General features: G+C 47.3%; 21 protein-coding genes. 2 read left to right on the top strand and 19 right to left on the bottom strand.

The genetic code is table 11. From position 1 onward, the window contains the following. Window positions 1-27: 27 nt before the first annotated feature. From EXG77_RS00305 to EXG77_RS00290, 4 genes are all read right to left on the bottom strand, one after another. On the bottom strand, window positions 28-2,787 hold the full coding sequence (locus EXG77_RS00305) for a glycoside hydrolase family 3 C-terminal domain-containing protein (RefSeq protein WP_035395464.1): 2,760 nt from the start codon (window positions 2,785-2,787) through the stop codon (window positions 28-30). A gap of 16 nt (window positions 2,788-2,803) precedes the next feature. Continuing rightward, entirely contained in the window at window positions 2,804-3,868 is a 1,065-nt protein-coding gene (locus EXG77_RS00300; RefSeq protein WP_035395674.1) for an alpha/beta hydrolase, read from the bottom strand. A 191-nt stretch (window positions 3,869-4,059) separates the two neighbouring features. Beyond that, window positions 4,060-5,247: a DUF4317 domain-containing protein gene (locus EXG77_RS00295; RefSeq protein WP_035395462.1), complete on the bottom strand. Its 1,188-nt coding sequence runs from the start codon at window positions 5,245-5,247 to the stop codon at window positions 4,060-4,062. An 82-nt stretch (window positions 5,248-5,329) separates the two neighbouring features. Continuing rightward, window positions 5,330-5,527: a hypothetical protein gene (locus EXG77_RS00290; RefSeq protein ID WP_035395460.1), complete on the bottom strand. Its 198-nt coding sequence runs from the start codon at window positions 5,525-5,527 to the stop codon at window positions 5,330-5,332. A gap of 192 nt (window positions 5,528-5,719) precedes the next feature. Between EXG77_RS00290 and EXG77_RS00285 the strand changes: the two genes are divergently transcribed. Beyond that, window positions 5,720-6,340: a DUF1524 domain-containing protein gene (locus tag EXG77_RS00285; RefSeq protein ID WP_029343013.1), complete on the top strand. Its 621-nt coding sequence runs from the start codon at window positions 5,720-5,722 to the stop codon at window positions 6,338-6,340. Between the two features lie 15 nt (window positions 6,341-6,355). Next, window positions 6,356-6,595 (top strand): hypothetical protein, encoded by a 240-nt coding sequence (locus tag EXG77_RS00280; protein WP_023469834.1) that lies wholly within the window; start codon window positions 6,356-6,358, stop codon window positions 6,593-6,595. Between the two features lie 75 nt (window positions 6,596-6,670). Here EXG77_RS00280 and EXG77_RS00275 read toward each other — a convergent pair whose 3' ends face one another. The 15 genes from EXG77_RS00275 to EXG77_RS00205 all read right to left on the bottom strand — a co-directional run bounded on the left by EXG77_RS00275 (window position 6,671) and on the right by EXG77_RS00205 (window position 23,649). Next, window positions 6,671-7,375 (bottom strand): hypothetical protein, encoded by a 705-nt coding sequence (locus tag EXG77_RS00275; RefSeq protein WP_035395459.1) that lies wholly within the window; start codon window positions 7,373-7,375, stop codon window positions 6,671-6,673. 47 nt (window positions 7,376-7,422) lie between these two features. Next, a complete protein-coding gene (gene dgt, locus EXG77_RS00270; protein ID WP_119182598.1) occupies window positions 7,423-9,057 on the bottom strand; it encodes a dGTP triphosphohydrolase in 1,635 nt (544 codons plus the stop codon). 63 nt (window positions 9,058-9,120) lie between these two features. Beyond that, window positions 9,121-10,077, bottom strand: coding sequence for a hypothetical protein (locus EXG77_RS00265; protein WP_035395454.1), 957 nt, complete (start codon window positions 10,075-10,077; stop codon window positions 9,121-9,123). A gap of 58 nt (window positions 10,078-10,135) precedes the next feature. Beyond that, window positions 10,136-10,615, bottom strand: a complete 480-nt coding sequence (gene rlmH, locus EXG77_RS00260; protein WP_023469837.1) for a 23S rRNA (pseudouridine(1915)-N(3))-methyltransferase RlmH — start codon at window positions 10,613-10,615, stop codon at window positions 10,136-10,138. A gap of 72 nt (window positions 10,616-10,687) precedes the next feature. Further along, window positions 10,688-10,849 (bottom strand): CxxH/CxxC protein, encoded by a 162-nt coding sequence (locus EXG77_RS00255; RefSeq protein ID WP_023469838.1) that lies wholly within the window; start codon window positions 10,847-10,849, stop codon window positions 10,688-10,690. A gap of 144 nt (window positions 10,850-10,993) precedes the next feature. Next, a complete protein-coding gene (locus EXG77_RS00250) occupies window positions 10,994-12,283 on the bottom strand; it encodes a S1C family serine protease (protein WP_035395452.1) in 1,290 nt (429 codons plus the stop codon). Between the two features lie 106 nt (window positions 12,284-12,389). Next, the gene (locus EXG77_RS00245) at window positions 12,390-13,181 is read right to left on the bottom strand and encodes an MBL fold metallo-hydrolase (protein WP_023469840.1); all 792 of its coding nucleotides are present in this window, start codon (window positions 13,179-13,181) and stop codon (window positions 12,390-12,392) included. A 10-nt stretch (window positions 13,182-13,191) separates the two neighbouring features. Then, on the bottom strand, window positions 13,192-14,028 hold the full coding sequence (locus tag EXG77_RS00240) for a two-component system regulatory protein YycI (protein ID WP_023469841.1): 837 nt from the start codon (window positions 14,026-14,028) through the stop codon (window positions 13,192-13,194). Between the two features lie 6 nt (window positions 14,029-14,034). Continuing rightward, entirely contained in the window at window positions 14,035-15,351 is a 1,317-nt protein-coding gene (gene yycH, locus EXG77_RS00235) for a two-component system activity regulator YycH (protein WP_035395451.1), read from the bottom strand. Continuing rightward, a complete protein-coding gene (gene walK, locus EXG77_RS00230; RefSeq protein WP_035395449.1) occupies window positions 15,348-17,198 on the bottom strand; it encodes a cell wall metabolism sensor histidine kinase WalK in 1,851 nt (616 codons plus the stop codon). Before walK ends, yycH begins: the two co-directional genes overlap by 4 nt. 2 nt (window positions 17,199-17,200) lie before the next feature. Next, window positions 17,201-17,908, bottom strand: coding sequence for a response regulator YycF (yycF, locus tag EXG77_RS00225; RefSeq protein WP_023469844.1), 708 nt, complete (start codon window positions 17,906-17,908; stop codon window positions 17,201-17,203). A 440-nt stretch (window positions 17,909-18,348) separates the two neighbouring features. Then, window positions 18,349-19,641: an adenylosuccinate synthase gene (locus EXG77_RS00220; protein ID WP_035395447.1), complete on the bottom strand. Its 1,293-nt coding sequence runs from the start codon at window positions 19,639-19,641 to the stop codon at window positions 18,349-18,351. A gap of 210 nt (window positions 19,642-19,851) precedes the next feature. Then, window positions 19,852-21,204, bottom strand: coding sequence for a replicative DNA helicase (gene dnaB, locus EXG77_RS00215; RefSeq protein WP_035395445.1), 1,353 nt, complete (start codon window positions 21,202-21,204; stop codon window positions 19,852-19,854). 19 nt (window positions 21,205-21,223) lie between these two features. Further along, the gene (rplI, locus tag EXG77_RS00210) at window positions 21,224-21,667 is read right to left on the bottom strand and encodes a 50S ribosomal protein L9 (RefSeq protein ID WP_023469847.1); all 444 of its coding nucleotides are present in this window, start codon (window positions 21,665-21,667) and stop codon (window positions 21,224-21,226) included. Next, window positions 21,664-23,649, bottom strand: coding sequence for a DHH family phosphoesterase (locus EXG77_RS00205; RefSeq protein ID WP_035395443.1), 1,986 nt, complete (start codon window positions 23,647-23,649; stop codon window positions 21,664-21,666). The genes rplI and EXG77_RS00205 overlap by 4 nt, the downstream gene beginning before the upstream one ends. Window positions 23,650-23,706: the final 57 nt, after the last annotated feature.

The raw sequence follows: 23,706 nt of genomic DNA, 5'->3' as shown, positions 1-23,706 counted from the left end.
TCCGTCCTTTCCGTCCGGCTAATCTAATCAGCCGTTCTTCATATGAAACGATTCCGCAAGCGTAAACGTCAACTCTTTTAACTCGAGACCACCGAGTGCAAAGTAGAGTTTCAGATAGTTGTGTGGGTTGAAGACGAAGACGTCCTTCGTCTGACTGACCCACTCGCCGTTCGTTCCGTTGAAGGTGAAGGTCGCGACCGGCATGTTGTTCGCAAACAACGTCACTGGCATCTGCGCCAGTTCACCAGCATTCGAACGTGCCGTCAACGTGACCTGATACATCCCTGTCTCTTCCGCCGTGACAGCGAAGACATGACTGCTGCCTGTCGTCGTCGTGACGTCCGTTAACGGGAATGCATCTCCACTGACGAGGCGTTGGTGCGAGACCGCTTGCTCTTCGAGCGTCTCCTCTTCGACCGGTGCCCCGAGAACTTCGACCGGTGATACTGTTCCCATCACACGGTCCATGACCGGTGAGCGGAGTAAGAACTGACAGATATTCGCGGCACTCCGCAGTAACTCGGAACGTCGAAGTGTTCCGTCAGCGAGAGCCGTCAACGTATCATCCTCGAACGGATTCGTTCCCGGTTCGCCGACGACCATATAGAGATCGTTTTGCGAACGGACCATCGTCGCCGTTTGCTGACGGTTTGCTTCCGTTCCTTCGGCGTTGATCTTCGCCCACCAGTCGGTCATGACGATTCCGTCAAAGCCCCATTCATCACGCAAAATACGTGTGTTCTGATCGTACAAACCGGCAGTCCAGATGCCATTGACAGCACCATACGTCGTCATGATCGAGTAGGCTTTCCCGTCCTTGACTGCCATCTCGAATCCTTTCAGGTACAACTCACGTAACGCCCGTTCTGATACGATCGAATCCAGATCATGTCGGTGAAACTCTTGGTTGTTGGCACTGAAGTGCTTCAACGTTCCCGTCACACCAACCCGGTGCATCCCATCAAGCTGTGCCACTGCCATTTTTCCAGTCAGATACGAATCTTCCGAGAAATACTCGAAGTTCCGTCCATTGAGTGGATGGCGGTGAAGGTTCATCCCGGGTCCAAGCAACGTATCAATCTCGTTCTTCCGTAACTCAAGACCTGTCATCTCAAATAGATCGGCAATCAATGTTGTGTTGAACGTCGAGGCAAGCAATGTTCCGTTCGGTAACGAGAAGGCTTTCGTCCCGATATCCATCCGGATTCCGGACGGACCATCCGCGCAGCAGCCTGCTGGAATACCGAGCGCTTCGAGTTCTGTCGTCACGCCACCGAAGGCGCCCGCCGTTCCCGGTGTAACGCGCGGTGAGTTCATCCCTTCACCTCGGACGATTGCCGCGAGATCCGCATCCGTTAATTGATCGAGGAACGTCTCGAGCGTGACACGTTCTTCTTTGACGTCGCGTAATTTCCAACCGGCATCTTCCGTCTGCGTCCGTTCAACGGGACGCTCCTGTTGACGACGTTGTTCCGGCTCGATTGTCCGCAGTGGTGTTGCTTCATATGTTACCGTATATCCCGTTTCGGTCGCTTGTGGTTTGATGCGTTCAAACGCCGTCACCGGTGCCATGTTCTCCGTTAAGACGTCCGTGACGTCAAGCGTCTCGACGGAATAGCTTGCGACTGGAACCGCCGACCGGACGTCCGTTCCGAGATAGAGCTGATACGTGCCGGGTTCGACGACATAAGACGACTTATGCCCGGTAACGCCACTATCGTCATAACTCGCAAACGAGGCGAACGGTACGACGAGTGTGAAAGACTCTTGTTCGCCTGGTGCGAGTTCTTTTGTCTTGCCGAACGTAACGAGTTGACGCGTTGGGTTCCCAAGTTGTCCTTGTGGTTTCTCGAGGTATCCTTGTACGACTTCCTTCCCGCTCGTCTGACCGGTATTCGTCACCGTCGCCGTAACCGTCCAAGCATCAGCTGACGTCGTCACGTCTGTCGTAAGGTCAAACGACGTATACGATAATCCATAACCGAACGGATACAAGACCGCTTCCGGTGCGAACGTCTCGAAGTAACGGTACCCGACATAGATGTCTTCTTGATACAACGCGCGATTGGCATGACCGAAGTATGGTGTCGACGGATAATCATCGAGTGAACGGACGATCGTATCCGGTAGTTTCCCAGACGGCGAGACGCGGCCGAGCAAGAGATCACTCAGTCCAGTTCCGCCTTCCATCCCTCCTTGCCACGCGTAAAGGACAGCACTTGGCGCTGTCTCTTCGACCCAGCGCATATCGATGATATTCCCGACGTTCAAGACGACCACAGTTTGTTTGAAGTGTGTCGTCACGAGTCGGAGCATCTCCCGTTCCGTCTCCGTTAAAAAATAACTCCCTGGATCCGCTGTATTGTCGCGGTCTTCCCCAGCCGTACGACCAATCATGATCAAGGCAACATCGGAGTCAAGCGCTGCTTGCTGAACGAGTGTCGCGTCAAGCGGCATCTCTTCTTGCGACCACGGCTCGGCTGCCCAGCCTTCACCTTGGTCAAACGGATGGTCTTCAAGCCACGTCTCGTACGCCTTGAGGACGTCTGCATTCAGCGTTACGTCTTCGCGTAGCATATCGAGCGGACTGACGACGTTCGTGACGTTGACCATTCCGCCTGATCCCGTACCGCTTTTATAGTAGTTGAACTGATTACGTCCGAAGACAGCGACCGTCGATGCGGGTTGTAACGGGAGCACACCATCATTTTGTAAGAGGACCGCCCCTTCCGCGACGGTTTGTCGAGCGAGTTTTGTATAGGCTTGCCAATCGAGCGTGTATGTCATGCGTCATCCACCTTTGTTAGTTAGTTTGAGAAAAAAGTCGTTTTAAGTCTTTCGCGATTTCGTCTAAGCTGTCCTCGGCTTGCGGATACAGACCGAGTTTATCAAGAAAGGCATGTTCCATCCCGCGGTAATGGAGATAACGAGTCTTGACGCCGGTGCGTGCGAGCTTTTTCGCATACGCTTCCCCTTCAAGACGTAAGTAATCAAACTCTCCTGTAATGACGAGTGCCTCTGGTAGATCATCGAGCGTCGCGAACAACGGTGAAATTCGTGGATCCATCGAATCACTTGCTTGAACGTACCATTGCTCGAGGACACCTTCTTTATCTTGAAGCGACAAAATGATTCGTTCGAGTAACTGCGGTTCCGTTTGTCGGTCATACGCTTCAAGCGTCCAGTCATATTCCGAATTCGGATGTTCACCAACATTGACGACCGGATAATACAAGACTTGATAGCGGATATACGGCGTCGGACGCTCGCGGTCGAGCAAACAACAGACCGTCGCTAAGTTCCCACCGGCACTATCACCGGCGACAGCGATCGCACCCGGATCAATCCCAAGTCGATCAGCGTGTTCGACTGCCCAATCGATTGCCGCATGACAATCCTCAAGCCCTGTTGGAAACGGATGCTCGGGTGCCAATCGATAACCAACCGACAAGACGGCGACGTTCGCTTTATCGGCTAATGCCTTACATGGGTTCTCGACCGTCTCGAGTGTGCCACCGAAAAAACCACCGCCATGGAAATAGACGACGAGCGGGAGCGGACGCGCCGCTTCCGGACGATACAGCCGTGCTTCGATCGTGGTGCCGGGTCTTGGGATCTCGAGGACGTCCGTCGCAATCTGTCGTGTCGTCACGTCTTCGTTGTCCCACCCCATGCCGGCACGCGCCAATTCAACTGGCGACGCTCCTTCTGGAATCGAGACCGATGGACGCTGCGTGAGGACGACCTCACGGACACGCGGATCGAGTGTTCCTGGAGTCGAGACGTCGGGAATTGGCTTATCGACGATTTCGAGTCCGTCTTGATGGATGGATGAACGATTTCGTAACGTTCGCAGTAAATCTTGCATCGATGCGGTAGACAAGTGGATCGCTTCCTTTCTAGTCAAACCGTTATCGAAAGCGCTTTCGATAACAATTAAAAAAATTTCGAATGCCTCTTTTTCAAAAAAGAGACCGCTTACATCACAATATACCTGTCTTTGACAGGAGAAGCAAATATTTCACCTAAAAAAATCAGCGCAGTCGCCTGCGCTGATTCTCATCGTAATTGTTCTTGTGAAACGATCGTAAAACCATCAATGACCGTGTCTTCCTCGACCTCGATCAACAGGCATCGTTTCCCTTGATAGTTGACTTGTTTGACGTACTTCAAGTCTTGCGGACTGATTGCGATGTTCGCGACCTTCGTATTGATTTTAATCGATTTCGCTTCATAGTTTGGGACGATGTTACTCGCCTTCATCTCGTATGTTGGATCGTCAACGACCGTCTTGAACGCCCGTTCGACTTGTTCCGTGCTGACATCTTCGACACCACTTGCCTTGAGGACACGCTCGACTTCCTGAACGTCGAGCATCGGTACTTCTTCCTCATCCTGATCCTCTTCGACGACGATCAACTGGTTGATGTTTTCATAGACACCGGCTAACGTCTTCGTATCCATTGATTCACCGACGACCGATTTGACGATTTCCTCGAAGATCGCTTTATCCTCATCTGCCGTGACGATCGGTTGACCGTTCAAGACATTTTCAAGGAACCCGAAATCCGGTTTATTCGGCTTACCTGCCGCATACAAGACATGATTGACGTCTGCTGCATTGTCGGTGAAGGTCGGGAAGAGGAATCCACCAATTGGCGACGCCAGTTTGATGACCGGATTGATGAATAAGTTCGACTTGAATTCCCGTTCGACAAAATCAAAGACGAGCGATTGTTTCGGTAACTCCGTTAAGTTAAGGCTACCGAGGATGAACGGCGTCGTATAGACGTCGTCATTCGGATCGATCTCTGTCTCATCCGCTTGGCGCTTCGTCGTTTTATAGTATTGTCCGCGAATGAACGTGACGACGAGGTCATTCTCGTACTGGACGTCTTGAACCATCTTCAACGCCATCGTCTGCATCTGCTCGACCCAGTCCTCCGGCTCTTCCGCATACAGTCCTTCATAAAGGAGCTGTTGCGTATGACCCGTCTCTCCTTCTTCCGGATGGGTGAACTTGACCTCGAACAGCTTGACGTCGAGTTTTCCACCTAGTACTTTCTTGAAGTTCGCAAGAAACAGCTCCTGTTGTTCCGGATCAAGCAACGGAAACGGTCGGGCTTCCTCATGATAGATTTCGCTCGTCTCTTTTCGGATATAGACGTTGTAGATTTCATGGATTTTTAGTAAATCGGCATCCATCTTGAAGTGACGACGGATATCGGCGATGTCTTTTTTATTCATGCATACCAGCTCCTCGAATCATTAAAATCCTGCTTCCTGAAAAGCGTACCATATGCGAGATGACCAGACATCTTTTAGAAAATCAATGCGCACGGAATGAATACGCGCGTGTGACAGGATTAACGATCTCATATTCATATTCTTGGTGGGCAGCGCGAGCTTGCGCGATGCAATTATCTAGTTCTTTTGTGTTGAAATAACGTTGCGCTTCCGTCAACGTGCCACTTACGACTAAAAAGATACCGCACACGATCAACCATCCTCTAATTCGTTCGTTCATTATGTAGTTTCCTTTCTTCTCCACCTAAATCCTAACATCAGACCCTTCTATATAATGACAAAAGTTTAATTTTAATAACATTTACACGATATTCATTTTTTCCTAAATAAGTGATGCCATACTAAAAATTGTGAAGGATGTCTTCACATCATCTCGTCTCATACATAGGAGGAATGACACGTGTTCAAAGCCATCAAGTCCATCGTCATCACTACGCTCGTCTGCCTGACCGCTTTCCAATTCGATACGACGTCTGTTTCCGCGTTACCATCGGGCATCTCATCGAAAGCGACGGCCCAGTCTCAACTCGATGCCTTAACGGTTAAAACAGAAGGCAGCATGACCGGTTATTCGCGTGATTTGTTCCCGCACTGGAGCAGTCAAGGAGGCGGCTGTGATACACGACAAGTCGTCTTAAAACGTGACGCTGATTCATATGTCGGATCGTGCCCCGTTACATCTGGTTCTTGGTATAGTTACTATGACGGACTGACATTCACGAATCCGTCTGACCTCGACATCGATCATGTCGTACCGCTTGCGGAAGCATGGCGCTCAGGAGCAAGCAGCTGGACGACGACAACACGTCAAGCGTTCGCAAACGATTTGACAGGTCCACAATTGATTGCTGTCTCTGCAAGCTCGAACCGTTCAAAAGGGGATCAGGATCCGTCGACATGGAAGCCGACACGGGCAGGTGCGAGCTGTGCCTACTCAAAGATGTGGATCAATACGAAGAGCCGCTGGAACCTCAGCTTACAGTCGAGTGAAAAAACAGCCTTACAAACGATGTTGAACACATGTACATACTAAAAAGGAGTCGATTCGATGGAAACGAAAACCTCTACCTTTACCGCCACACATGGTGTCATGACGCAAGAAGTCGGTGTCATCAGCGGTGAACTCGAACTCCGGACGACCTGTCAGGAGGACGGAACGTTGGAACTGAAGATTGCTTACGTCGGAGCGATAGACGTCTATACGTTACCCGGTAGTTACCGTGTCCATGACGTTCGGGATCATGACGTCATCCATCAGATGCTCGTCAATGTACTAGAGCGAACATAATGAAAAACAGACGCTGTCCAAGTTAATGGGCGGCGTCTGTTTTCGTTATGTTCAAAAATGTAGTATTAATATTGATTAATTTATAAACTTTTGTAGTTCTTTATCCCAATCAATAATTGACTTATTATAACGATTTAGTTCTGTTTTTCTTAAATTATTAATTGCTTCATACTCATTATCAAAATTTTTCATCCAGTTAATCAAATACTCATTGAGTCTATTCGAAAAAGTTAATTTATATTTATATTTAAATCTAAAAGCTCTCATTAAATTCAGTTCTGGAAAAGGATTAGAGGATAATACAATATCAATTGTATTAATTTTTTCTCTATCGATAAATCTTTCATCAATTAATTTATCTTCATTTAAATCATAAAAAATACTATCTATATTCAAAAAAACTGTTTTATTTAAATCTTTTTTTGAACTATATACTACTTCATTGTGTTTAAATGCCCATGTATCTTGAATTTTCCAAATGTCAATTTTTAAGTTATTCATTCTAATTTTATAGCCATTGAATTTATTTTTTTGAGGAACTAAACTAAACATTAAAATGATTTCTTCTAAATTTTCATCTAAATCAGCAACAACCATATCAAAATCACGAGGTATTATACTAAATCTATTTTCACCATAGTCTCTAACACTGCCACCAAAAAGTAGAATATTACTTTTTGCCTCTAAATATTTGATTAAGTTCTCGACCTGAGGGTGATTTGATAAAACATCATAAAAATCTTTTTTTATATTATAATCTTTTGAATCTATTTTTTTCATGATGTTCCCCCTTCGTTTTTATCCTAGAACCAATCCAATATTATAATTTAGGGCATCTTAACACCTTTTAATTTTTGATGCAAATCTAGAGCATATGAATCTGTCATTCCTGAAATAAAATCTGTAATCAGTAGTAGTTTCTCATACAAAGATAAATCTTTTAATGTTTTTTTAATTTTTTCGTCTGGAAAATTATCATTCATCAAGTGAATAAATACAAAATTCTCTGAAATCATTTTGAATAATTTACCCGCTTTTGATCTTGAGTCTGTCTCAAAACTACAATCTACTTCAGTTATACATTCTTTAATAAACATATTTAATAAATCTGATAATACAGAGTCACCTACTAATTCTAAAGAAAGGACTTCTCTACTGCAAAAAACATAATCTTTTAATAAGCTTCTTAATAAAGAATCTAGATTTTTGGCATTGTCAGTTTTAGAAATAAAGTCTTTTTTTAGTTTTCCCTGCATTATCAATTCGTAATCTTTAATGAATACACTTTTAACTTCTTTTATTATTTGTCCCTGAACCCATGCTTTAAAATTTTGTGCACTAGTTAATAGATAATCAGGAAAGCCATCTTTTTTTACTTGTTTGTGCTTTTCATAAAGTTCATCTATATCATTTTGATACGCACTATAAACCTCATTATATAAAAGTCTTTCTTCACTACTCTTATACAAGTCAGATTCTTCTTCAGTTACACTTTTAATAAGTTTTTCAAATACTAATTCCCATGGTATTAGCTTCTTTTTTACTCCGTCTTCAATATCTGCTCCTAGATATGCGATATCGTCTGCTGCCTCTAAAAAATAAGTCAGCGGATTTCTTTTTCCCGACATTTTTGTGGTTTCATTGATAATCTTCTCACCAATAGCTTTATCTTGTTGAAAATAACCAAATTTCTTTTCCTTTTTAGCGATTTCATTTGAAGAATCATAAGGATATTTCAAAAGTACAGAAAGCGTACCATAAGTAAAATTAATCCCATATTGGTCGTTTAAAACTTGTAGTCTTGTTAATATTCTTAATCCTTGTGCATTACCATCGAAATGGATAAAATCATTTTTTTGTTCAGGAGTCAAAATATTTTTACTACTTTCTAAGGAACTTATTTTGATACTCTTTGAAACATTTAATTTACTACTTATAACCATGTTGTTTTTTTTGTTTTTTCTAACTTTTATTACGCATAACTCTTTTAACATGTTTTTTTTAGTTTTATTCATTTTTTCAAAGTAATTTTTAAACCATTTTTTTATTATATCTTCGCCATAATGTCCATATGGAGGATTTCCTATATCATGAACTAATCCCGCGGTTGCCAAAATTGATGGTATTTTTCGTAAATCATCTTTCTCTATTTTTTTATTTTTTGATAACCAATCATCTAACCACACTCCAAATGACCTAGCAATCGCTGAAACCTCCATTGAATGTGTTAACCTTGTTCGGATAAAGTCACTCGTTTGTAAGGGAAACACTTGGGCTTTATCTTGTAAACGCCGTAAAGAAGATGAACCCATAATACGATCATAATCTCTCTCGAATTCATTTCTATGGTCGGAAAATAAATCATATATTTCAGCATCTTTTTGTTTCTTATCTCTTTTACTTACTCTACGTCTATCTCCATTAAGTAAACTATTCCATTCCATTTCTTTTTCCTTTTCCATATTTTTCATCCCCTTTTAAAATTGTATTACTTATGTTTATTTTCTATTAGATATACTAAATATTTATTCATAATATACTGCAATAGGAGTAACTAATAAATCACCTATTTCAATTATCTCAAATGAACCTAATAAGATATCTAACATCATATTTGGTATTAAATCTAAGCGATTTACTGATAAAGTTCCCATATTATAACCATTAAATATTGTATCCTTTTTTCCAATAACTTGAATCAACATTTTTACTTCTCTACTGTGATCAGTACGAAATGAGAGCGATTCAGTCGATTCTCTTAAATATTCTTTTTTCAATAACCCAATCATATTATTTGATTTTATAATTGTTAAATCTTTTAATAACTTAGATGCTAATGTGCCCAAAGTATTGATTTGCTTAAAAATCCCTAAAATTGGTTGTGTATTTTCAGTAGTACTTACAATTAATTTTGCTGCATCTATTTTTTCTCTTTCTTTAGCATTTAAATTAATTTTTTTTAATAAATTTTTTGCTTGATTATAACTCATATCTAAGTCTTCAATTTCTGAATGCATGAACTTATTCATTGACTCTAAGTCCATAGAATCTTTTAATAAATTGAAATCATAAAAACGAAATGTTGATTTCTCGATATACAAATCACCCTCTTCAAATTCTTCACCATCAGAGAATAATTTTTTCGTTTCTAACTTTTCAATTAATAACTCTAATGCATAATCATGAAAAGCTTTATTTAAAATATCTTTTTGTCCTTCTAAAATTGTTTTAGTGAAAATTTCATTTTTACTTCCATTATTTCCAAATGAAGCTCCTGCTCCTAAGCTACCTCCTGGAAATAGACCAGTATCAACTTTAATATTTGCAGATATTCCTGAATTCTTTCCTTTGGAGATTTGGTTCGAATTAGTTTTAGTTTCTTGACCGCTCATTTCCATTGAAAAATTACTAATAAGTCCTTCGTCTAATTGAGCAAGCATAGAATTAATTTTGTCTGTATCTAAATAAATAATTTCTTTCAAAAAAATTACCTCCAATTATCATTTTTAATAAATTGAAGCAATAATGGTCAAATAACTTTTATTTATGATACGGCTCATTTCGATTAATCCGGTACGCCCGATAAATCTGTTCACAGAGGATCATCTTCATCAATTGATGCGGGAATGTCATCTTTGAAAACGAGATTGTATCATTCGCACGCTGCATCACTTCTGGTGCAAGACCGAGCGATCCACCGATGACGAAAGCAATCTTGCTCTTGCCATATGTCGCGAGTTGATCGAGTTCTTTTGCGAACTGTTCGCTCGTCCGTTGTTTTCCTTCGATAGCAAGTGCGAGGACATGAACGTCCGGTCCAATCTTCGCTAAAATCCGCTCGCCCTCTTTTTTCTTCACTTGCGCCATCTCCGCTTCACTCAACTGCTCCGGTGCCTTTTCGTCCGCGACCTCGATTTCTTGGATTGAACAGTACGCACCGAGACGCTTCGTATATTCGGCGATACCTTGCTTCAAATACTTCTCTTTTAGCTTTCCGACCGTAATGATGGTAATTTGCATCTTTTTTCTCGCTTTCTGACAGAAAATTCAGGAGTTATCCACAGAGTTATCCACAAATCCACATGTTGATATTTATTTTTTGCTTGACACAAGATATGTTGCCGGTGCGTCACAGTATTCACAAGTGATGTTTTTTTCTGGATTTAGCTGATCGAGAATCGGGTATTGTTCTGTTTCATCCACGATTTCGTCAAGCGCGAGCTCGACATGTTCTAAACAAACGTACTTATCCACAGGTAGTCTCCTCCTTTCACTTATCCACATTTATCCGCTTCCAGTATAACAAATATCGACCTTCCTGACCGGAAAAGGCGCAGGTTTCCTCACTCAAAAAACCATCCACAGGTCGGACCTGTGGATGGTTTTTCAGATTATGCTTTACTGAACAGTTGGTGACTGAGCTGACAACTTCACATCTGCTGTCTGTTTTTCACCGCCACGATAGAACGTGACTTTGACCGTTTCGCCGACTTTTGCATCCCGGTAGAGAACACTTTTCAGATCAGCGAACGATGAGATCGCTTTTCCGTTGATCTCGACGATGACATCGTTTGCCTTCATTCCCGCTTTTTCGGCTCCGCTGTTACGTGTTAGACCAACGACGACGATTCCTTTCGTGACATCATTCGGTAATTTCAGACGATCTTCGCGGTATCCGCTTGGGAATTCCTGCACGTCGCGAATCTGAATCCCGAGCTGTGGACGAACGACTTCGCCGTTTTGCTCAAGATCACGCATGATTGGTAACGCTTCGTTGATCGGAATCGCAAATCCGACTCCTTCGACACTTGCTTCCGCAATCTTCATCGAGTTGATCCCGATCAATTGACCAGCTGTGTTGATGAGCGCTCCACCCGAGTTCCCCGGGTTGATCGCTGCATCGGTTTGGATGACTTCTGTATTAAAGTCTTGCTGTCCATCCTTGTTCGTATCGACTGGAACCGTCCGTTCCTGCGCACTGATGACACCACGTGTGACGGAGTTCGCGAAGATTCCGAGTGGGTTTCCGATCGCAAGCACCGTTTCACCGGCACGTAACGTATCCGAATCCCCCAGTTTTGCGACTTGTGTCACTTTCGATGAATCAATCGACAAGACCGCTAAATCGTACGTCGGATCTTCGCCGAGGACTTTTGCCTCGAGTGCTGTTCCGTCGGATAACGTGACAGACAAGCGGCTCGCCCCTTCAACGACGTGGAAGTTCGTGACGACGTAGGCTTTATTGCCGTCTTTTTTATAGATGACGCCGGACCCCGCACCCGTTTCCTGATCGGTTCCTTGGAACGAGCTCTGAAGGTTCGTCACGCTCACGACGGCTTCCTTCGTCTTACCGACCGCACCGACGATATCGGCTTCATCCTCTGTCGTCTGTGTCGCAGTCTGTTCCGCTGTCGTCGACGAAACCGGAGTCGGACTCGTCATCTCATCGCGGACGAACGGCCACGCGACGAGGGCGATCAACAAGGCTCCGACGATTCCGCCGATCAGACCGACGAAAAAGGCTTTTCCGGCACCGCGACGACGCGGTGGTTCTGATTGTTCTTCATATGGTTCACGATAAGGGCTGACCGGTTCGCTCGTTGCCGGCTGACGGGGCGGGAAGCCGCTCTCATCGGATGACTGTTCGTATCGTTCGGATTCGTTCCGTGGTTCTTCGGGTCGATCCATCGACATACGCCTCCTTTATGACTCTCTTTACACAAGTATACCCCCATCACGTGGCAAGTGAGCCAAATGTGGGGGTCTTTTGAGCATATTCAGTAATTTCCCATAATCAAAGCTTTAGGAGCGGTGTCGGAATGACCGGATCCGTGTCGAGAAGCTGAATCTTACTCAGATCGACGTCACGACTTGCGAGCGTCTGGGAAACACTCATCCGAGCGAGTTCCTTCATGTTGTTGTCCTTGCTCAAGTGGGCCATGTGGATCCGTTTCGTCCGGTCATCTAGAACCTCGCTCATCGCGATTGCGGCGTCCTCGTTCGAGACGTGTCCGTAATCCCCGAGGATCCGTCGTTTGACGCTCCACGGATAATGTCCCATCTGGAGCATGCCGATATCATGGTTCGCTTCGAAGATATAGGCATCAGCGCCCCGAATGACACCTTTCATTCGGTCCGAGACGTATCCGGTATCCGTGATGTGCGCCAATCTTTTTCCTTCATGGGCGAACTGGAAGAACATCGGATCGGCTGCATCGTGACTGACGTTGAATGATTCGACTTCGATGTCACCGAACTGCTTGACCTCTCCGACTTCCCAGAGGAACTTCAGCGCCGGATCAATCTTACCGATCTTCGCTTCCATCGCTGCCCATGTCTTTTCATTCGCATAGAGCGGGATATTGTACTTCCGTGCCATGATACCGACGCCTTTGATATGGTCGGAGTGCTCATGGGTGACGAACAGACCATCGATGCCATGTGGCGACCGGTCGATCTGGTCGAACAAGGCGAGCATCGCCTTGCCGGTCAATCCCGCGTCGACGAGCAAGCGGGTCTGTTCACTTTCGATATAGAGGGCGTTCCCCGTCGAGCCACTGGCCATGACGCTGTAGTGTAGGCTCATCGTGCATTCCTCATTTCTCTGAGACTGTATCCAATCGTTCGACGGTCTGGACACCGCCATCAATCGCATTGACGAAGTAGACTTCTTCATTATCGAGCTCGATTTGCCACGTCGGCGGCAGGATTTGGACGGATTCCGTGCCTTCCGTGACGAGACAGAAATAACCGAGCTTGTGACTCGTCAACCGCTTCGATGCCGGGAACAAGCCTTGCTCCGACAACTGGACGATTGCTTCACTTGCCGATAACAACGTCACGTCCTGCGCTTGCCGGACGACCTTGTTCAAGTGGCGTTGTTTGTAGCTGACGATTTCCTTCGCATCGTTGAGCTGCAAGACGAGCAGGGACGGTCCGATCATCGCATCGTCCTCACGCGACTGCTGTGGTGTCGAATAGAGCGGCTGTCCCTTATACGTCTGAACGAATGTCATCTCCTGATACTTACTATCATACTTCCAAAATGTATATTCGGCACCATATCGAACTGATGCTTGAACGAACGATGAAGCAGAATCCCGCATCGTCTTCGCATCGAGTCGATACGGTTTCGTCAATCGGACCGACCACTCGACATCATTCTTGACGGAGGCAACCGCGTCACGAATCGGTGAACTCGCAAGTGGCGCAAGCGTCCGCGCGTCGACTTCGGCTGTTAAATAGCCGATATCCCGCGTAACCGGTTGTAGTTTTTTCTCGTCGATTTGACGATCCTTCAAGATCGATTTCCCGGTCGCACTCGTCGCAACGATCCGCGGCTCGACCATCCGGTCCATCAATTGAATGGCGAGGTAGACGTTCAGGATCAAAAAGGTCAGCATCAATAAGGTCTTCGCTTTACTCCAGTCCATTTATCCTCACCCCTCATTCCCGACAGCTTGATTGATCGATTGCCAGACACCGTCGATCTTAATGAACCACGTCGGCTCAAAGACGGCATAGCGGCTCGTTGAAATCTTATACGTCATCTCATATCCAATCCGGATTCCACTGATCTCTTTTAAGAGATCAGCACGGCTCAGACGTTCGAGAACCGTTTCAACGGCTGGCACCGTCTCTTCCCGAAGGATGAGCTTCCGCTTCGCTCGGAGCATGCTACGACTGAGCGACCGGACTTGATTTTCCTCATACATGATCTTCAGTGTCGCAAGATCGAACTTCGTCTGTTCGAGTAGCGGACCACTCTCCCCAAATACCGGATACCGGTTCAAGTACAACCGGAACGTCGCCGTCTGTTCCTCACTCTTTTTACTCATCTGATCAAAGTAATACCGGAAACCACTGCGTTGGGTATCTTGATCGAGCCAGCCCCCATGAATGTTGACATAGCTGACGAGCGTGCTGTAATCGACCGTCGAGCTTTGCGTATTCGGCGATAATGTATTGAAACGATACACATTATAGTTTCGGTCATACGTCGAAACGCTGACGCCGTCCGTTAAGACGTCGAGATCATCCCGACTCTTGATTTGCTGGACGTTCGAGTTCTCGGCAAAAAAGGCACTCCGGATGCGGTCGAGTGGTTTCGGCGATTGCCCGACCTCGTCATAGACGAAGACTTGCTCTAGTCGCGTCGTACCGCTCGCGACATACGTATAATCGCCACCTTTGAGTTCGACGCGTGTCATCGGTTTTTTCTTATCATGCGCGAACAGTCGCTTCAGAACCGTCTCATCGCCGACGAGCTTGAAGTCCTTCAGGCGACCGGTCGCCGACTCGAGACGGAGGATTGGTCCATCATAATCGAGTAAATAGAGCCGTTTGATTGGTTCCGAGAAGGCGATTTGTTTTTCGCCGAGTAACTCTTCAAGAATCGTCGCACTGATCGGTGTCGGGAAAATTATCTCGACACTCCGGTCACCAACCGGGATGTTATTCGCTTTATCCGTCAAGACGAGGACACCGATGTTAAACGACGCACCGATGCGGTTAAGGAAGGTCCGACCGATGATTTGTGTCTGATAGATCCCTTCCTGATCCGCATAGACGAGTAGTTCTGGGTTGATCAGTTGGTTGCTTTCAATCGTCTTTGAGGCATCGATCTCGTTGAACGAGACCTGTTCCCGCTCGATTGATTCACTGCTTGGATGATAGGTCCAGAGCATCGCTGTCTGAGCGATCGAACCGGCGACAAGCAGGACGAGTAACAGCGAACTCCAGTGTTGTTTCTTCATCCGGCATCCACCTCTTCGATCACCTCATACGGAAGCGTAAAGTAAATCGTCGTGCCGCGTCCCCATTCACTTTCTGCCCAGATGTCGCCACCATGTGCCGAAACGACGTCTTTTGCAATCGACAGACCAAGACCGGTGCCGCCAATTTTACGGGCACGGGCTTTATCGACACGATAGAAGCGTTCGAAGATTTTTTGGAGATTCGCTTTCGGGATTCCGACACCTTCATCCTTGATGCTGATGACGATCCGTTTTGCCCGGAGCATCGTCCGGACAGTGATCGTTCCGCCTTCCGGTGAGTACTTGATTGCGTTCGTCAGGATGTTATCTGCGACCTGAATCAATTTATCCTGATCCCCACGGATATAGACTTTCCGCTTCATGATCTTACGACGGAAACGAATTCGTTCCGGTTTCGTCATTTCATGGCGATCGAGAATCTCATTCAGGAACTGAATGTAATCGAAGCGGACCTTGTTCATCTTGTATTCCTTACTGTCCATCTTCGACAGCTGTAAAAGATCGGTGACGAGGCGGATCATCCGCTCCGTCTCGTTTTGTGTCGTCTCAAGGAAACGTGGTGCGAGTTCCTCGTCCTGATACGCTCCTTCTGCCAAGGCTTCAAGATAGCTGCGCATCGTCGTCAGCGGTGTTCGGAGCTCGTGACTGACGTTCGCGACGAATTCGCGACGATCCTGTTCGACTTGCTCCTGTTCCGTGACGTCATGCAGGACGACAATCATCCCGGTAATCGGACCACTGTGTTTCTTGACGGGCGAGAAGAATGCCCGGACGAGGAACAGTTCGTCCTCACTACTGAAATCAAGCAGACGCGGTGGCATCGTACCGTCTTCCGGAATCATGAAATCGTCACCAAGTGCCAGTAAGTCCTTCAAGTTCGTGCCGACGACGCTCGCATCATCCGCACCGACGATATCCTTCGCTTGATCGTTCATCAAGATGACGCGCAGCGTCCGGTCCGTCGCGATGACGCCATCGGTCATGTTCTCAAGGACGCTCGTCAACTTCCGCCGTTCAGCTTCCGTCGTCGCGTTTGCTTCGAGCAACTCATCCGTCAATTCGTTGAACGAACGAGCGAGTTGCCCGATCTCATCGTCCGAATAGACCTTAACCTTCCGCGAGAAGTTCCCGCGTCGCATCTCGATCGCTTGACGCCGCATATCGGAAATCGGGCGCGTGATCGTCCGCGACAGCAAGACACCAAGAATCGACGTGATGACGAGAGCGATGACCGTTCCGGTCGCGAGAATCCGTGTGACCTGTTGCATCTGCGAATAGATCGACTCCATCGAGGCGCGGACATAAATCATACCGGTCGTGACGCCGTCTCGTTCCGAGGTGACCGGTACGGCAAAGATCCGGATCTTATCCTCTGATTCCGGATCAAGCACGGTGTCCGTCCGGGTCGAGCTCGTTGCCTGTGCTTTTTTAATCAATGAATTCGTCGCTCGTTGTCCGACCGCCGACTGGTTCTCGTTATCCGATGTCGCCTGGATGATCGAGTCCTGATCAATGATTTGAACTTCGAGGATGTCGTTCCTTGAGGTGGAGCCATTACTAAACTCAGACAGCAGTTGCCCTAGTGATTGGGACAACTGCCGTTTGGAGGCTTCATCATCGCCTGTTTTATCGAATTCCTTCCCGACGTTATAGGCGACAAGACCTGCCCGGTCCTCGACCGACTTCGAGAAGTTCGTAATGTACTGCTTTTCAAGGGAACGAACGAAATAGACGCCAATGACCTGCATCGCCACTAAGATCAATAAGGCATAGATGACGACGAGTTTCCATTGGATGGATTTAAAGAAGTTCGTTCCTTTTAACATCGTTATTCATTCTCCCCGTCTTGGAGATAGTAGCCGACCCCACGACGCGTCATGATATAGACCGGCGTACTTGGGTTATCTTCGACTTTCTCACGAAGACGACGTACTGTTACGTCGACTGTCCGGACGTCACCGAAGTAGTCATAGCCCCAGACCGTCTGTAACAAATGCTCACGTGTCATGACTTGACCGATGTTTTTCGCAAGATAGTGCAACAATTCGAACTCACGTTGCGTCAGCTCGATCTTTTGATCCTTACGTGTCACCGTATGCGAATTCGTATCGATATACAGTTCTCCGACTTTGAGTGGACCTGGTCCAACCGGTTGTGGTGTAGCTTCAGGACTCGTGTTGCGTAAGTGGACTTTCACGCGGGCAAGTAACTCGCGCGAGCTAAATGGCTTCGTCACGTAATCGTTCGCGCCAAGCTCAAGACCAAGTACCGTATCGATCTCGGAATCCTTCGCTGTCAACATGATGATTGGAATCTTCGACGTCTTCCGGACTTCCCGGCAGACCTCCATCCCGTCCATTAACGGGAGCATGATGTCGAGTAACATCAAATCCGGTTTGAACTCCTCGAATTTTTCTAATGCCTCCACGCCGTCGTTTGCGATCGCGACCTGGTAGCCTTCTTTTTCTAATTTAAACTTGAGTATATCTGCAATCGGTAACTCGTCATCGACGACTAGAATTTTGCGTTCCGTCACTGGGTGTGCCCCCTTAAAAATTTCTATTCAATCTATTTTACCTGTTTTTTCGGCATATAGAAAGGTGGCGACGGAAACTCCCGGCGCCACTCTCTCTGCTGTTCGTCGTCTCACGAGAGAGGTTCCACGTGAAACACTGTATTTAGTATACCTGTTTTTGCTTCCGTTTGTGAACCATTTCGCACAAAAAACGGTGCTGACTCAAAAGTCAGTCTCGACAAAGATAGGGGTGGCAGAATGATGATCTGCCACCCCTATTCCGTAATAAAAAGAATGACGCTCACACGCCACTCCTACAGGAAAAGCGCATTGATGCGCTGTCAGAGACAAACAAGACCCGCTTTCCTGCTTAAATGAAGCAGGAAAACTGGCTTGTGTCTCGCCTGAGGAAAGGGCGTGAAAAGACGCGTCATTCTTTTTTAAGTCAGTCCTGTTGAGACTTATGCTTCTTCGTAGAGATCACGCAAGACGACTGTCTGTTCACGACCCGGTCCGACCGAGAACGTGACGAGCGAGATACCTGTGAGATCCGCAATCCGCTTAACGTAGTTCTGTGCGTTCAACGGTAGATCTTCAAAGCGACGGACACCTGTGATGTCCTCTTTCCAGCCCGGCAGTTCTTCGTAAACTGGAACACATGCTTCGAGATCACGGAAGCTTGCTGGGTACTCATCGATCTGTTTTCCGTTGAATTCGTATGATGTACAGATCTTCAACGTGTCGAGTCCTGTCAAGACGTCGATCGAGTTGAGCGCAAGATCCGTCAACCCACTTGTACGGCGCGAGTGGCGAACGACAACAGAGTCGAACCAACCAACACGACGCGGACGTCCTGTCGTTGTTCCGTATTCACGACCGACTTCACGGATTTGGTGCCCGATGTCATCGAACAATTCCGTTGGGAACGGACCGTCACCGACACGTGACGTGTACGCTTTACAGACACCGACGACGTGGTCGATCCGAGCTGGACCGACACCGACACCTGATGCGACACCGCCAGCTGATGCGTTCGACGATGTAACGAACGGGTACGTTCCGTGGTCAAGGTCGAGTAAGACACCTTGTGCGCCTTCAAACAACACTTTTTCGCCGTGATCAAGGCTATCGTTGACTACGACGGATGTATCGCAGACGTATTTCGCGAATTCTTGTCCATAGGCATAGTATTCTTCGAAGATATCGTCGAACGCGACTGGTTCAGCGTCATACATCTTCGTGAACATCCGGTTCTTTTGGTCGAGAACGATCTTCAACTTCTCAGCGAACGTTTCTTTGTCGAGTAAGTCTGCCATCCGGATTCCGATTCGTGCGGCTTTATCCATGTAGCACGGTCCGATTCCTTTTAGCGTCGTTCCGACTTTTGCGTCGCCCTTCGCTTCTTCTTCTAACTGATCCTGCAACTGATGATACGGCAAGATGACATGCGCCCGATTCGAAATTAACAAGTTATCCGTTGAAACACCACGATCGTGCAGATACTTCAATTCCTTGACGAGTGATTTCGGGTTAACGACGAGACCGTTCCCGATGACACATTTCTTATCCGAGTAAAAAATACCTGATGGGATCAAGTGCAATTTGTACGTCTCGTTATTGAATACGATCGTATGTCCTGCATTGTCTCCACCTTGATAACGTGCTACGACGTCGGCTTGTTTCGAAAGAAAATCGGTGATTTTCCCTTTTCCTTCGTCGCCCCACTGTGTTCCGACTACTACTACTGATGACATCTTATCATCCACCTCCACGTACGATTCAAAACCACGACTAAGTGTAACGCGATAAAAAAAAGAAGTCAACCAAATACCGAACAATTAATTGTTACAATTCTCTTTCGTTCGTTTAATTATCGTTTTTGATGAATAAACTGAGAATCTTTAGGTGAAAATAAAAAAAGCTACGTTTTGTCTCCGATGATCGAAGACAAAGCGTAGCTTGGATTAAGCTGGTGGCGCATACGAGTTACTTGGCTCGAGATCCACGAACTTGTTGAATTCTTTTCGGAAGGCGAGTTTGACCGTTCCGGTTGGACCATTCCGCTGTTTTGCGATGATGATCTCAATCGTATTCGCATCTTCCGTTTCTTTATTGTAGTAATCGTCACGATACAAGAAGGCGACGATATCGGCATCTTGCTCGATCGCTCCCGATTCCCGGATATCCGACATCATCGGTCGTTTATCTTGACGACTCTCAACTCCACGGGAGAGCTGCGATAAGGCGATGACGGGGACTTCGAGTTCACGCGCGAGTGATTTCAAGGAACGGGAGATTTCCGAGACCTCTTGTTGACGATTGTCGCTGGAGCGACCATTCCCTTGAATCAGCTGCAAGTAGTCGATCATGATCATCCCAAGACCGTGCTCCTGCTTCAAACGACGGCACTTCGCCCGGATATCGTTAACCCGAATACCTGGTGTATCGTCGATGTAGATGCCGGCTTGAGACAGGTTACTCATCGCAAGCGATAACTTGCCCCAGTCCTCTTCTTCGAGTTGACCAGTCCGCAGACGCTGCGCATCGACGTTTCCTTCGGCACAGAGCATCCGCATGACGAGCTGTTCGGCACCCATCTCAAGACTAAAGATGGCAACGTTCTCGTCAGCGCGTGTCGCGACGTTTTGCGAGATGTTCAAGGCGAACGCCGTCTTCCCGACCGATGGACGTGCTGCGACGATGATTAGATCGTTACGCTGGAAGCCGGCCGTCATCTTATCGAGATCCTGGAAGCCAGTCGGAATCCCCGTCGTCTCGCCGCTTTGCTTATGCAATTTATCAATCGTTGCATAGGCACTCGTCAAGACGTCCGAGATCGGGATGAAGCTCGCGCTCCCTTTTCCTTGTGATACTTCGAGAATCTTCCGTTCTGCCTCGTTCAGCAGGACATCGACCTCGTTTTGCCGCTCGTATCCATCAGTGACGATTTCACCCGCCGTCCGAATGAGACGCCGAAGCGTCGACTTCTGGTCAACGACGTTGACGTAGTAATTGATGTTGGCTGCGGTTGGTACACCTTCCGCTAGTTCCGCTAGATACGGTAGACCACCGATCTCATCTAGGATGCCAAGCGTACTCAGCTCGGCTGTGACCGTGACGAGGTCGATCGCTTCGCCTCGGTCGGACAGCACGAGCATCGCTTCGAAGATCCGTTGGTGAGAGGCACGGTAAAAGTCCTGCGGTAACAGACGTTCTGATGCACTGATCAAACGATCCGCATCAATCATGATCGCCCCTAGGACGGCTTGTTCTGCCTCGATACTTTGGGGAGGCATATTTTGTATGACTTCACTCATCACCGTTCCCCTTTTCTACTCACGCCTCTTTGACCTGAACGTTCAGCGTCGCTGTCACTTCGTTGTGTAGCTTCAATGGTACCTTCGTAAAGCCGAGTGCCTTGATTGGGTGCTCGAGCTCGATTTTACGTTTGTCGATTTTGTAGCCCATGCTCTTGAGTGCTTCCGCGATCTGTTTGCTTGTGACAGAACCGAAGACACGACCGCCTTCACCGGCTTTCGTCGAGACGACGATCGTCTCTTTTTCGATTTTCTCTTTTAACGCTTGTGCGTCAAGCAAGTTCTGTTTCGCTTCTTCTGCTGCTTTACGTTCATGTGCTTCATGTTGCTTCAAGTTGCCAGTCGTCGCAGGACGCGCCAACTTTTTCTTGAAGAGTACGTTATTTGCATAAGCATCGGCCACGTCTTTGACGTCTCCTGCTTTACCTTGTCCTTTTACATCTTGTAAGAAAATAACCTTCATTCTGATTCCTCTCCTTTTGTCTCATCTTCTAGATATTGATCGATCGCTTTACGCAACGCATCCGCGACCGTGACGACCGATTCTGACATCTGTGTCGCCGCGTTCGTCAAGTGACCACCGCCTCCGAGCGTCTCCATGATCAACTGGACGTTGACTTCTCCGAGTGAACGGGCACTGATCGCTGTCCGTCCGTCTTGAAGTTCCGCAATGACGAAGGCAGCACGAATGCCTTGGAGCGACAACAATTGATCGGCTGCTTGTGCGATCAAGACTTGATCGTGAATGACGCCAGGTTCCGCTGTCGCAATCGCCATCCCTTTCGTATAGACCTCGGACCGCTCGAGGATATGTGACTGCTCAACGTACGTCTCAAGATCCTGACTGAGGAACTCTTGCACGAGCACCGTGTCAGCACCTTGTGAACGCAAGTAAGAGGCAGCATCGAACGTCCGCGAGCCGGTCCGAAGCGCAAAGCCTTTCGTATCGACGATGATGCCGGCGAGTAACGCCGTCGCCTCAAGCATCGATAGCTTCTGATTCGTCGGCTGGTACTCGATCAGCTCGGTGACGAGTTCTGACGTCGACGATGCGTAAGGCTCGAGATAAACGAGGACCGCATCTTCGATGAAGTCCTCCCCACGCCGGTGATGATCAATCACGACCATATGCTCGAATCGATCGAGTAACGTCGGCACGACGACGAGCGACGGTTTGTGGGTATCGACGACGACGAGTAACGTCTGATCGTCAATTAACTGATCGGCTTGAAACGCATTGACGAACCGTGTCTCGAGTTGTGGTACTTCAGCGATCTCGTCCATCATCCGGCGAATCCCACGACCGATTTCTTCTGGCGGTAAAACGATATGCGCTTCCTTATCGTTCATTTCCGCAAGCTTCAAAATACCGATCGCTGATCCGAGTGCATCCATATCCGGATTCTTATGCCCCATGATCAGGACACGGCTCGATTCCTGCATTAAGTCACGAAGCGAGTTGGCAATGACACGTGCTCGGACACGTGTCCGTTTTTCTGTCGGATTCGTCTTGCCGCCATAAAAGCGGACTTTTCCATCGCGTTTGATGACGACTTGGTCGCCTCCCCGTCCTAATGCGAGATCGAGACTCGACTGAGCCATCAGACCAAGCGCCGGAATCGGGTCACTTCCGCAACCAATTCCGATCGATAACGTCAACTGGACACCACGCTGACTCGTCTCTTCGCGCACGGTATCGAGAATCGTGAACTTCGATCGTTCGAGAATCCGAAGATTCTCTTCTGTCGTGACGATGAAGTATCGATCAGATGCGGTTCGTTTGATATACGTTCCGTGTTCGGCTGCCCAGTGATTCAACAGTTGCGTAACTCGGCTGTTCAACTCACTGCGCAACTGATCTTCGATACCTTGTGTCATCTCATCGTAGTTATCGAGATAGATAACGCCGATGACTGTCTGATTATCGACGAGTTGTTGTTCGACTTGTGCTTCTTCTGTCATATCGAACAGATAGAACGTCCGATTCTCATGATTTGAAAAGACGCGATATACGGCATCACCGATTTCAAGCGTCGCTTGGTCCTCGTTCGTCGCGACCATTTCGATGAATAAGGGATCGAGCTCATTGAGCGTCTGTCCCATCGCTACATCATCAAAGATCTCCCGCATCGGATCATTGAACCAGGTGACGAGGGTTTCCTCATCGTATAACAAAATCCCGATTGGCATGTTCGTCAACGCATCTTGTCCCGTCTCCTCGACTTGCATCGAGATTCCGGCGACGTATGCCTCCCATGCCCTGCGTGCACGGCGTTCTTCGAATAGGTGCAATCCGAAGAGGAGGGCAGTCACGACGGCTCCGATAGCAGAGATGATCGGTTCACGTACAGCGACGACGAGAAGCAGACCGACGATTAATAGATACGGAATGAAGCGAACGATGCGTCGTTCTCGTTCCGGTGATACTTGTTGACCTGACTCCATCGTGTCCTCCTTATATGCTCTATAGGGTTCATTTAAATTTTTAGTAACTTGTTTATT

It is taken from the genome of Exiguobacterium sp. OS-77 (genome assembly GCF_000414195.2).
Classification (GTDB): Bacteria; Bacillota; Bacilli; order Exiguobacteriales; family Exiguobacteriaceae; genus Exiguobacterium_A; species Exiguobacterium_A indicum.
This window is presented reverse-complemented; position numbering and strand designations above follow the sequence as displayed.

Coding starts and splice junctions, on each gene's coding strand:
- EXG77_RS00305 (WP_035395464.1), bottom strand. CDS start 2,787: ATGACATACACGCTCGATTGGCAAGCCTATACAAAACTCGCTCGACAA.
- EXG77_RS00300 (WP_035395674.1), bottom strand. CDS start 3,868: ATGCAAGATTTACTGCGAACGTTACGAAATCGTTCATCCATCCATCAA.
- EXG77_RS00295 (WP_035395462.1), bottom strand. CDS start 5,247: ATGAATAAAAAAGACATCGCCGATATCCGTCGTCACTTCAAGATGGAT.
- EXG77_RS00290 (WP_035395460.1), bottom strand. CDS start 5,527: ATGAACGAACGAATTAGAGGATGGTTGATCGTGTGCGGTATCTTTTTA.
- EXG77_RS00280 (WP_023469834.1), top strand. CDS start 6,356: ATGGAAACGAAAACCTCTACCTTTACCGCCACACATGGTGTCATGACG.
- EXG77_RS00275 (WP_035395459.1), bottom strand. CDS start 7,375: ATGAAAAAAATAGATTCAAAAGATTATAATATAAAAAAAGATTTTTAT.
- dgt (WP_119182598.1), bottom strand. CDS start 9,057: ATGGAAAAGGAAAAAGAAATGGAATGGAATAGTTTACTTAATGGAGAT.
- rlmH (WP_023469837.1), bottom strand. CDS start 10,615: ATGCAAATTACCATCATTACGGTCGGAAAGCTAAAAGAGAAGTATTTG.
- EXG77_RS00250 (WP_035395452.1), bottom strand. CDS start 12,283: ATGGATCGACCCGAAGAACCACGGAACGAATCCGAACGATACGAACAG.
- EXG77_RS00245 (WP_023469840.1), bottom strand. CDS start 13,181: ATGAGCCTACACTACAGCGTCATGGCCAGTGGCTCGACGGGGAACGCC.
- EXG77_RS00240 (WP_023469841.1), bottom strand. CDS start 14,028: ATGGACTGGAGTAAAGCGAAGACCTTATTGATGCTGACCTTTTTGATC.
- yycH (WP_035395451.1), bottom strand. CDS start 15,351: ATGAAGAAACAACACTGGAGTTCGCTGTTACTCGTCCTGCTTGTCGCC.
- walK (WP_035395449.1), bottom strand. CDS start 17,198: ATGTTAAAAGGAACGAACTTCTTTAAATCCATCCAATGGAAACTCGTC.
- EXG77_RS00220 (WP_035395447.1), bottom strand. CDS start 19,641: ATGTCATCAGTAGTAGTAGTCGGAACACAGTGGGGCGACGAAGGAAAA.
- dnaB (WP_035395445.1), bottom strand. CDS start 21,204: ATGAGTGAAGTCATACAAAATATGCCTCCCCAAAGTATCGAGGCAGAA.
- rplI (WP_023469847.1), bottom strand. CDS start 21,667: ATGAAGGTTATTTTCTTACAAGATGTAAAAGGACAAGGTAAAGCAGGA.
- EXG77_RS00205 (WP_035395443.1), bottom strand. CDS start 23,649: ATGGAGTCAGGTCAACAAGTATCACCGGAACGAGAACGACGCATCGTT.